General features: G+C 38.0%; 10 protein-coding genes. All 10 read right to left on the minus strand.

Translation table 11 applies throughout. The features are described from left to right. Positions 1-31 precede the first annotated feature (31 nt). Positions 32-1,525, minus strand: a complete 1,494-nt coding sequence (locus CSV79_RS12905; protein ID WP_233201445.1) for an aldehyde dehydrogenase — start codon at positions 1,523-1,525, stop codon at positions 32-34. A 121-nt stretch (positions 1,526-1,646) separates the two neighbouring features. Then, entirely contained in the window at positions 1,647-2,225 is a 579-nt protein-coding gene (locus tag CSV79_RS12910; RefSeq protein WP_099689476.1) for an amino acid synthesis family protein, read from the minus strand. Next, positions 2,191-3,387, minus strand: coding sequence for an LLM class flavin-dependent oxidoreductase (locus CSV79_RS12915; protein ID WP_099689477.1), 1,197 nt, complete (start codon positions 3,385-3,387; stop codon positions 2,191-2,193). The genes CSV79_RS12910 and CSV79_RS12915 overlap by 35 nt, the downstream gene beginning before the upstream one ends. Before the next feature lie 54 nt (positions 3,388-3,441). Then, complete coding sequence (locus CSV79_RS12920) at positions 3,442-5,022, minus strand: BCCT family transporter (protein WP_099689478.1); 1,581 nt, start codon at positions 5,020-5,022, stop codon at positions 3,442-3,444. A gap of 99 nt (positions 5,023-5,121) precedes the next feature. Further along, a complete protein-coding gene (locus CSV79_RS12925) occupies positions 5,122-5,925 on the minus strand; it encodes an alpha/beta fold hydrolase (protein ID WP_099689479.1) in 804 nt (267 codons plus the stop codon). A gap of 185 nt (positions 5,926-6,110) precedes the next feature. Next, positions 6,111-6,461: a DUF3870 domain-containing protein gene (locus CSV79_RS12930; protein WP_099689480.1), complete on the minus strand. Its 351-nt coding sequence runs from the start codon at positions 6,459-6,461 to the stop codon at positions 6,111-6,113. Between the two features lie 155 nt (positions 6,462-6,616). After that, positions 6,617-7,045: an NAD-binding protein gene (locus CSV79_RS12935; RefSeq protein WP_099689481.1), complete on the minus strand. Its 429-nt coding sequence runs from the start codon at positions 7,043-7,045 to the stop codon at positions 6,617-6,619. Beyond that, positions 7,017-7,919 (minus strand): NAD(P)-dependent oxidoreductase, encoded by a 903-nt coding sequence (locus tag CSV79_RS12940; protein WP_099689482.1) that lies wholly within the window; start codon positions 7,917-7,919, stop codon positions 7,017-7,019. The genes CSV79_RS12935 and CSV79_RS12940 overlap by 29 nt, the downstream gene beginning before the upstream one ends. 102 nt (positions 7,920-8,021) lie before the next feature. Continuing rightward, on the minus strand, positions 8,022-9,752 hold the full coding sequence (locus tag CSV79_RS12945; protein ID WP_199171921.1) for a thiamine pyrophosphate-binding protein: 1,731 nt from the start codon (positions 9,750-9,752) through the stop codon (positions 8,022-8,024). A 222-nt stretch (positions 9,753-9,974) separates the two neighbouring features. Further along, positions 9,975-10,244, minus strand: a complete 270-nt coding sequence (locus tag CSV79_RS12950) for a hypothetical protein (protein WP_099689483.1) — start codon at positions 10,242-10,244, stop codon at positions 9,975-9,977. Between the last annotated feature and the right edge of the window lie 480 nt (positions 10,245-10,724).

The raw sequence follows: 10,724 nt of genomic DNA on the forward strand, positions 1-10,724 counted from the left end.
GATAAATAGTTTCTATAAACCCATCTTGGGATTATACCCACTTAAAAGGATCTTCAATAATCTTATCCGATGTATTCACCCATACTGATTTAGTTTGAGTATATTCATGTACAACTTCCATACCACTCTCTCGTCCATAGCCGGTCAAACCAGATCCACCAATCGGCACGATAGGAGAAACACTTCTATATGTGTTAATCCAAACGATACCAGCTCGTATCTCTGCTGAAACACGATGAGCTCTACCTATGTCTTGTGTCCAAATTCCCGTCGCAAGACCATATTCTGTTGAGTTCGCTAATTGGATGACTTCATCTTCGTCTTCAAACGGAATCACGCTTAGGATAGGACCGAAAATTTCTTCTCTAGTGATTTTTGATGTATTATCTGCATGTTCAAAAATCGTTGGTTCAAAATACCAGCCATTTTCGATATTTTCTGGTCTCTTTCCTCCACATATTAACTTCCCGCCTTCTTTTAATCCCCAATCAACATATTGTTCGACTCTTTGTAATTGGGCTTCAGTAGCAAGAGGTCCCATTTCGGTTTCTTCCTGTAAAGGATCACCTATTTTAATTTGTTCTACACGATGAACAAGTTTTTCCATAACTTTGTCATATACATTTTTATGAATAAATGCACGAGATCCTGCAACACAGCTTTGACCTGAAGCGCTGAAAATACCAGCTATAATTCCCATTGCCGCATTATCTAAATTGGCATCTTCAAAAACAATATTTGGTGATTTTCCACCCAGTTCTAGTGAAAGTGATGCAAAGTTTTTCGCTGAATTTTCGACCACTTTGCGGGCAGATACTTCTCCACCAGTAAATGCTATCCTTCTAACTAGCGGATGTGATGTTAATGCATCACCAACCGGCATTCCAAAGCCTGTAACTACATTTACGACACCTGCTGGGAACCCTGCTTTTTCTACTAGCTTCACAAACTCTAAAATTGAAGCGGATGTCATTTCAGAGGGCTTAATAACAATTGTATTACCTGTAATAAGCGCTGGCGCCAGCTTTAGTGTGGTTAAATATAACGGCGAGTTCCAAGGAGTGATAGCTGCTATTACGCCTAGTGGTTCCCTAACGGAATACACAAGCATATCTGGCTTATCAATTGGTAGAACATTTCCTTGTATTTTATTTGCTAAGCCACCGTAGTAATGATAAAACTCTGGTAAGTATTGTAACTGTCCTCGCATTTCACGAATGAGTTTACCATTATCTAATGTCTCGAATTTCGCAAGTGTTTCTACATTTTCAGCAATTAACTCTCCTAGTTTTGACACTAGATGTCCACGCTGTGTCGGCGTCATTTTTCGCCATTCAGGAGATAGGAAAGCAGCATGTGCTGCTTGAACAGCATTGTCGACATCGACTGCCGAACCTTTCGCTACTTCACACCAAGCTTCACCCGTTGCGGGGTTGTGACTGGGAAAGTATTCTCCGTCAGTAGGTGATGTCCATTCACCATTTATATACATGTCATATCGTTTTAGCTTTGTCACTGTTTTCACAGGCAGATCCTCCTAAATGTTATTTCCATACTCACTGTTACGTATAATTGATACTCTTATTTCAAAGGGTAAAATACCTGCCTGCTTTATTAGCCAGACAGATAAAATACCGTTCTACTTTTTATACAAGACCCATTTCCTGAGCATCCAACTGACGATTTCCTGTTCTTGGATGAGGTCGTCCTCCCGTGGATGCCCCAATGGCTATCACAATTTCATCCGCACGGGGGGCATCGGGTATATGTGCTTGGAATGTAATATAGTGCGAACGTGTAGATTCTTCATTTTTATGAATCATTGGGATCGTAACCGTAGTTCCTGCACCACCACGGATATTTGTGAAGCTCAATACACTTTCGCCCTTTACTCTATCCCGATACACATTTCCAAACTTTAATGTATGAATAAATGCTGATGCATGCTCGATTTCACCATCAACGCCTACTACAGCAGCCTTTCCAAAAGCCTCCACATCATCTGCAGATTCAATGTACTTAAATAGTTCATCTACTAGGGTTTTACCGATCTCTGGTGCATATTCATTAATTTCCGGCATTAAATCTTGAACAAACCCTCTTCCCAACCAAGGATTTTTCACTACAAGTAATGATGCAATCATCCGAATCGGTTGATCTACGTTCTTTTCACCTTCAATAAATACTTCCTCAATTGCTGTATACAACTTGCGAACTTTTAGCATCTGCACTTCCCCCTATTTTTTCAGTAGTAGTTTGTTCAACAAAGTTTGGCATTACCTTTTCTGTGAATAGCTTTAAACTTTTCATCATTTTTTCGTGAGGCAGACCGCTTAAATTAACCCACAGCAATAAGTTTTGAAGATTTAATTCATCTTTCAATTCCTGAATTTTTTCCGTTACCTGTTCAGGTGTACCGAAAATTAAATTTCGTGGATTAAGAAAATCAAAATCCAATTCTTGTTCATTTCCTACGACTTCTCCAGGATTTAATAATGGTGTCAGACCTCTCCAATGACTTACCCATTTATAGTTTTCCAATACTGCTTGCTCAGCATCTTCTCTTGCTTGCTCCATAGTTTCCGCTACATAGACCGGGCGGACCAGTCCAAGGCCCTCACCCATGGCCACCGGCTTACCTTTTACAGCAGATAATGTTTCCTGATAGATCTTAAAGCGTTCTTTCAAATGCTCTAAAGTAGGCATCCATAAAACCGCATTCAATTCATTTCTAGCAGCTTCCTCGATGGATCGCTGGGATTCAACCATCTGCCAAAATGGTGGATGATCTTTTTGTTTAGGTGGTGGAATGATAGAAATTTTTTCTATTTCATTTGTATCCATGTTCATAAATTCACTTGTTGAAGGACTTAATGGGTGATTCCACTTCAAACCTTTAGGTGGAAACTCATAAAATTCACCTTTATGTGAAAAGAACTTATTTGATAGCGCTTTCTTTAGAATTTCCACTGTCTCTTCATAGATTGCACGATTTTGTGCATCATTTTTACGATCTGCAAGTGGATTTAGATTGGCGGCTTCTCTTCCATATAATCCACGGGCCAATCCAACATCTACTCGTCCTTGACTCAATTGATCAAGCATTGCAATATCTTCCGCCAGCCTTAGCGGATGCCAGAATGTAATGACGTTTGCCGCTTGGCCAATTCGAATGCGTTTTGTCCGAGCTGCAATATCTGCACCCATCAATATTGGATTTGCTATCAATTCAAATCCTTCGTGACCAAAGTGATGTTCAGTAAACCAAATTGCTTCATAACCATTTTCATCACAATAGACCGCCTGCTCTCGTACTTCGTCTAAAACTTTATCAAATTCATCTATACGATCACGCCCTGATAGATTTGCAAAAATACTAAACTTCATAATAACATCTCCCGTCGTGTTGATATTTTAATTGTTGGGTCACTTTTATATGAATCAATTCATTTCGGTCGCTTCCACATTGTTTTCTCCGATAACCGGTTTATCATTTTTTACAAGGCCTTGTTCAAAGGCTAATTGCTTTGCAATTCCTGGTGACTTCCATAATAAAGGTAGCACTATTATAGAAATTGGAACAGCCGTTATTACAACCAACGATTGTAATGCACCAATTCCTCCATCTCCTAGCCAAATTAACAATACAGCTGATGCTGGCATGATCAAGCTCCAAAATAAACGAATAGCAACTGGTGGGTTACCAGTACCGACTACACTAATAGATGCGGAATAAGAAATAGAATTTGTTGTAGTAATAGTACATATAATCGTGAGCAATATGATTACTATAGACATCAATAATCCAAAAGGCATTTGCTGGGCAACAGCAATTGCAGCAGCTGGGGCCCCACCGGTTTCCAGTGCCGATGAAATCACACCTGGATTTTGCATTTCAAAAAATATACCTGTACCACCCACTACGGTGAACCAGAAGTTAACGAATAAGGGTGAAATCACCGCGACTAATACAAATACTTGACGAATAGTCCTACCCCTAGAAACCCTTGCAACAAATATTGAAATCAATGGACCAAATCCAATGAACCAAGGAAAGTAAAATAGCATCCAGCTGCTTAACCATTCACTATCTCCTCTGAAAGTTGCAATATTGATAAATTCCGAAGTGTAGGTACCCATAGATGAAATAAAGGTATTAACAATGAATTCCCCTGGACCTAATAATAGTAATGCAGCAGTTACAAATATTATTAAGTTAACGTTCAGTTTACTTAACCACTGGATTCCCTTATCGATTCCCGTCACTATTGTTAATACTACTATCGCTGTTAAAACACCAATTACAATGATGACCATTGTAAAAGTATTGGGCCATCCTAGAATAGTTTCTAATCCTTGGCTAGTTTGAAGTCCTAGGAATCCTATTGGGGCAATGGCTCCTGCACATGCACTAATGATACAAGCCGCATCTACAAAAGATCCTAATTTGCTATCTTTAATTTTCTCTCCAAAGACTGGATATAGTAATGTTCGTGGTTTCAGTGGCATTCCTTTATTATGATGAGCATACATCAGAACTAAACTAGCGATTGCCCCGTACATTGCCGTAGCAGTAAATCCCCAATCCATGAAACTTTGGGCCAGAGCAGGACCCACAGCTTCAGCCGTTCCTGATTTAATACCCGAAAACACGGGCGGCACATTCATAAAGTAAGATAAAGGTTCGGCCGCTGCCCAGAAAACAGCACCGGCGCCAAGCATCCCTGTGATAACAAGAGCTGCCCACTTAAAATAACTCATTTCTGGTTTGTCCGTTTTACCTAACACAGCCTTACCACTTGCCGACATTGCAATAATTGCCCCAACTATGAATGTCGCTGGCAATAATACTTGCCAATAGGCCCCAAAGATACGGACACTCCAATCAAAACCAAAGTTTACTATTTTCCCAACAAGCCCATCATTCATAATTGACATGATGATAAAGAATACAAAAAAACCGCCACTAACTCCAAGAACGCTCCAATTGACCTGATCCCTTATGCTTTTTGATTCATTCATCCAAATAATCCCCCCCCATTAGTAAAGTTGTACTGTAGTAGAAATTTATTTTTATATACTTTTAACCAATGATTTGAGTAGCTGTCATTCGGAAATATATCATGATTCGGGTAATGAAGTTAAAAAACTTTTCACCATTTGATTAAACTCATTTGGCGCTTCAATAGGTAGCATATGTCTGATACCTGGAATAATCTTAACAGTAGAATTGGAAATCTGTTCACCCATATACATGGCCATTTTCGTATGTGAACGCGGATCTTCTCCACCTGTCATAACTAAAGCGGGGCATTTAATATCCGATAATTGATGTTTTAGTTCTTGATCCCCATTGGCATATACCCGATAAGAAGCCAAATATCCCTTTTGCTCGTTTGCTTCCAATCGCTTTCGGAAACGATTCACCACTTCCGGATATTGAGCTTTGAACTTTTGATCGAACCAACGATCAATCGAATCATCCACTACGCTTAGATGCCCTTCTTCCTCTGTCTTTTTTACCCTTAATTGAATAATTGCACGTTCTTCAACAGTTCGATTTGAGACAGCGCTTACAACGACTATAGAAGTTGTTTTCTGGGAATAAAGTAAAGCAAACTTCATTGCGACTAATCCTCCTAGAGAAAAACCTAAAATATGCGCCTTCTCTATCTTTAATTCTTGCAATAATTCGTTTAGTTGATTTGCATATTTACTAAGTGAATAAGGACCTTCAGGGTGGGCTGAATTCCCATTGCCAAACAAATCAAATGTAATTATTTTAAATTGTGACGATAGCTCTGCAACAATTCCTTCCCACATTGTCAAATCCAAACCTACCCCATGAATTAATACTAGTGGTTGACCACTTCCTTTCACCTCATAGTTTGTTTTGTTGTTACTTTGAACTGATGATGCATTCATTAAATGACTCACTCCTTTGCAAATTAGCTTTCATCATAATTTTTGGAAAAAGAAAAAACCCAGTATTATTCCATGAAATAATTCATTCATGAAATCTTACTGGGTTTTATCCACTAATGTATTTGAAGTTTTGTCTTCAAATCCGTAAATAAACCAGAATTTTTGTATTAAATTAAAAGTGCTATTCACTTAAAATCCTTACTTTTTATATGTTCACTATAACGATCTATTGCAGCACGTGTTGCTTGCAAAATTGCTCCCAGTGAAGGAAGAGATATATTTCTTTTCACTCCATCCGAAAACCCTGCAAAAGAATCATCTATACAGTATCCTTCAATCTCACTCTTTAAAATTCTTTTGGCTAAATCAGAAAAGATGACACTGAAATCAACTTCAACTATCACATTCGTTGTGCTATCAATGAGTAAAATCACACCAAGATACTTATGAGAATGATTAGATGGAATTCCTTTTGGTGTTTGCGCAAAACCACTTACAAGAACCAAATTGTTTTTTTTCGTTACTGACGTTACCATTATTTAATCACCGCATTTCTTGCATATTATCTTTGCTGTCCAAGATATAAAGTTCTCATTTCTATTACTATAGTAATTCAAGAAAATATTATTGTCAATAATATTTTAAATATTTCATTAAAACTAAATATTCTACTTTATATTTTATCTTTCAATTATACACCTATAGTTTCCTCTATAAAATCTGACATACATTCATTACTATCCGCTGACAAACCTTGATTTATCGCCATGGCAAAGATCTCCTGGGTTAGGCTTGTAAACATTAGTGGAACAGCCTCTAAACGAGCTATTTCCACCGTACTACTAAAACTAGTATATATACTTGAAATAGTGGAATCCATCCCGTATTTAGTTTTCTGTTTATCACAACTTAAAAGAGTTTTTGTTATATAACTTTGTCCGCTACTAGCATTGATTGCGTCAATAAATACATCCGGTTTTATTCCAGCTTTTTTAGCTATGGCTAATCCCTCGTAAGCTGTTAGTAAGTTCGTAGCATATAATAGAGCATTTAAAGACTTCAACGTCTCGGTTTCATCTGAAATAGCACCTTCATTTAGCTGTTGTAACTTTCTGTACATATTTATCACCCATCCATTTTTGAATTTCTTTTACGGATTGCATATTGTCACTACCTAAGACATTGGTAGACAATAACTTATATATATGCGCGCATCTCTGTCCCATTAAAAGTGATAAGTTCATGTCATCCGCCATCTTAATCGCAATATTTAAATCTTTATACATTAATTCAAAAGAAAAATTGGATTGATATGAATTCGTAAGAACGTATTTCGGGAAGTGATGGGAGGTCATGTAATTTTCTCCACTGTTTCGGTTCAATTCCTCTAAAATGGTAACCAAGCTTAATCCTGACCTTTCACCTAATAAAACGATTTCCGTAGTTGTTAATAAATTACATGCCATCATCATCATATTGATTGCTTTTACAGCATGACCGGCTCCCAATTCACCACAATGGATTATATCAGTACCTAGCACTTTCAGAATCGCCCTGCTTCTTTCCAATGTGCTAGGTCTTCCTCCTACTAAGATAGAAAGAGTACCATTATCAGCAGCAGGTATCCCTCTACTAACTGGCGCATCAATGAGATCAGCCCCAAGTTCTCTAATTGCTTTACCAATCTTTTTAGTTGTACTTGGAAGCGAAGTAGTTGTTTCAATGACTATTGTATTCTCTTTCAATCCATAGACGACACCATTTTCTCCCATAATACACTTCTCAACCGCGTATTGATCTGTCACACAAGTAATGATTACCTCACAATAACTAGCAATTTCTTTAGGTGACTTCAAGGGTTCTACACCTAATTTCGCCACATTATCTAGTGCAACTTGGCAGCAATCATATCCAAATACATTATAGTCATGAAGAAGTAACCGCTTAGCCATTCTTGAACCAAGCTCACCACATCCGATAACACCTATGTTCACTCCAACATCTCCTTTCAAATCCTAATATGCATTTATTATTTAAATCCACAGAACAGCCTTTGTTACGTTTGAAAGCTGTTCTGTGGATTTTTTGTTCCACTTTTATTTAGAACGATTCTTAAATGAGTCTTTACGGAAACTGTATAAAGCGTTTGGATCAACTTGCACATCTACTACTGTAGGGTGACCAGCCTGTACAGAATGTAAAGCATCTGCTAAAACACTTTGTAATTGGGATGGGTCATTGACTGCGTATCCTTTTGCGCCATACAATTCAGCAATCTTATCAAATCGAGGGTTCGTTATATCTGCTCCCATATACCGTTCGTCAAAGAAGTCACGCTGATATGCTTTTTCAGCACCCCAACAATGATTATTCATGACGACTGTTAAAGTATTTAAATTATGCTGGACCGCTGTCCCAATTTCCGACATTGTCATTCCGAATCCACCATCACCCATTAGACTTACGACTGTACGGTCCGGTGAAGCCGCTTTCAAACCTAATCCCGCTGCATATGAAAATCCAACTAAACCAAAATCTAAAGGTGTGAATAACGATGGTGATTGGCGGAAGTGAAGCGCATCGTTCGCTTGTAAACATAGTGTTCCAGCGTCTAGAGTGAACATAGAATCGCTTGGCATTACAGAATTAATTGCGTGATACACTTGCTTTGGCGAAATTATGGAGCCTGTTGCTGTAGCTCTTCCCTCTTCAGCACGCTGAGCTAATAGATTATGTCTGTTTATTTTAAATTGTCTTACCCACTGAGAACGTTCCGTCGATACAACTCTGTCATTTTTCAACTCGCTTTCAAGTTGCTTAGCTACAGTTCCTGCACTGGCTACAATTCCTACTTCTACAGGGAAGTATCTAGACAAGGCATTATGGTCAATATTAACTTGAATAATTTTGGCGTTAGGGTTGAGATGGTCATACGTATAGAATGTCGAATTAAAGCCGAGTCTACTTCCCAATACTAAGATTACATCCGCATTTTTTGCCAATTCCGTTGCCACGACATTTCCTCTTGGGCCGACTTGACCAGCAAATAACGGGTGATCATTGGGAACTGCATCTCCATGTCCAGCTGAAGTGCATATCGGTGCTTCAATAGTTTCAGCTAAACTGATCACACTTTGTTGCGATTGGCTCCACTTTACGCCCGCCCCTGCCATGATTAATGGCTTGTTTGCATTTCTTAATAGTTCAGCTGCTTTGGACAATTGTTCATGGTTGGCGGCTGGATAACTTTCGCTACGATATTCGCTTGGAGACTTAAAGCGACCAAAGTCTTGGATATCTGATAATACGTCTCTAGGAATATTCAATACAACGGGCCCTTTTTTACCTTCCTGACTTACCCTAAACGCCTCTTGAACCATCTCAGGAATTCTATCCGCCCTATTGACTGTCCACGTTTTCTTTGTGATAGGTGTAAATAAAGCTTGCTGATCCACTTCCTGAAATGCATCCCGATATACATGACTAGAAGAGATACTGCCTGCTATCGCAACAACAGGAGAATTAGCTAATTTAGCTTGCGCCAGACCAGTCACAAGATTTGTGGCGCCTGGACCATTTTGCCCTGCAAGAATCAAACCGCCTCCACCTAAAGCTCTTGAATAGGCGTCTGCCATATGCGTTCCAGTTCTTTCATCCCTAACACCAATATAATTTATTGATTTTTCATCATATAATGCATCAAAAACTTCCATTGTTGCGGAACCGATCAAACCGAAGACGTCTTTTACTTTTTCTTCTTTCAAAGATTTAACTAATGCTTGCGCACCACTCATAGTTTTCGCTTCTACATCTGTAATTTTCACCATATAAAATCCCGCCTTTTTATTTTTTTATAAACAATAGAAAAAGACCCAATACAAAAGAGTGTACGCTCTTTTGTACTGGGTCTGTTTGCTTCGCATATTATTAAGATTATTAATAATACACACAAATAGCCAGCAATATTGTTTAGTTTTTCTAATCTTACAACATGTTAGTTATAATTTCAATAGAATTTTCTAAATATTAATAAATAATAATTAATGGATTCAAGAATCTTGGATAGTCAATAGATATTTATCCATAGATTCTTTTAAAGCGCCACTCTCAAATCGAATACGATCGTCTGGATGAATTTTATTGTTTTGTAAGTAATCCAGATAAGACAAAATGTTTCTGCGTCTTTCTATTACATCTTGATATCCACGTTCATAAAAAAATAGATCTATCGTGTTATACAGCCCTCTACTTACTTTGTATTCCTCACTACAATGGCGTATGAAAGATAAGTTAGGCAAGTGTATGTTGTTTTTAGTCATTAATATCCCTCCATACAATTAATAATTACTACCTTTTTACTCTACTTACAGGTTAATTGAATATTCAAATTTTAGTATACATTATCCGATGTTCTGAAGTGTGTCAAGATGAAATCAATAAACAGAGTAGTAGAAGGCTTTGAAGAATTTTGTATAATATGATTAGATTGGGGTTATCCCAGCGAAAAGAACCCGTAATTAGATTGTAAATTATTACGACCAATAAAAAAAGCAACCACAGGATAAGTTCCTTGAGGTTGCAGTTATAGCCTCCATGAATAAAGTTCTTGAGTGTGGCTTTTCATCTTATTTGACGTGCGGAACACTTGACTTGAGATAAGCAAGCGTCCACGGCTGGAGCGTAAATCCTTAATTAGCCACCAACTAGGACTGCCCAACCAATAAATTAGCCAGGTAGTTCTATTCACTTTATCACTTTATCATTTACTCTTTAATCAATTCCAACTCAACTGGAATATC

Source organism: Sporosarcina sp. P13, from assembly GCF_002743055.1.
In the GTDB taxonomy this organism is placed as follows: domain Bacteria; phylum Bacillota; class Bacilli; order Bacillales_A; family Planococcaceae; genus Sporosarcina.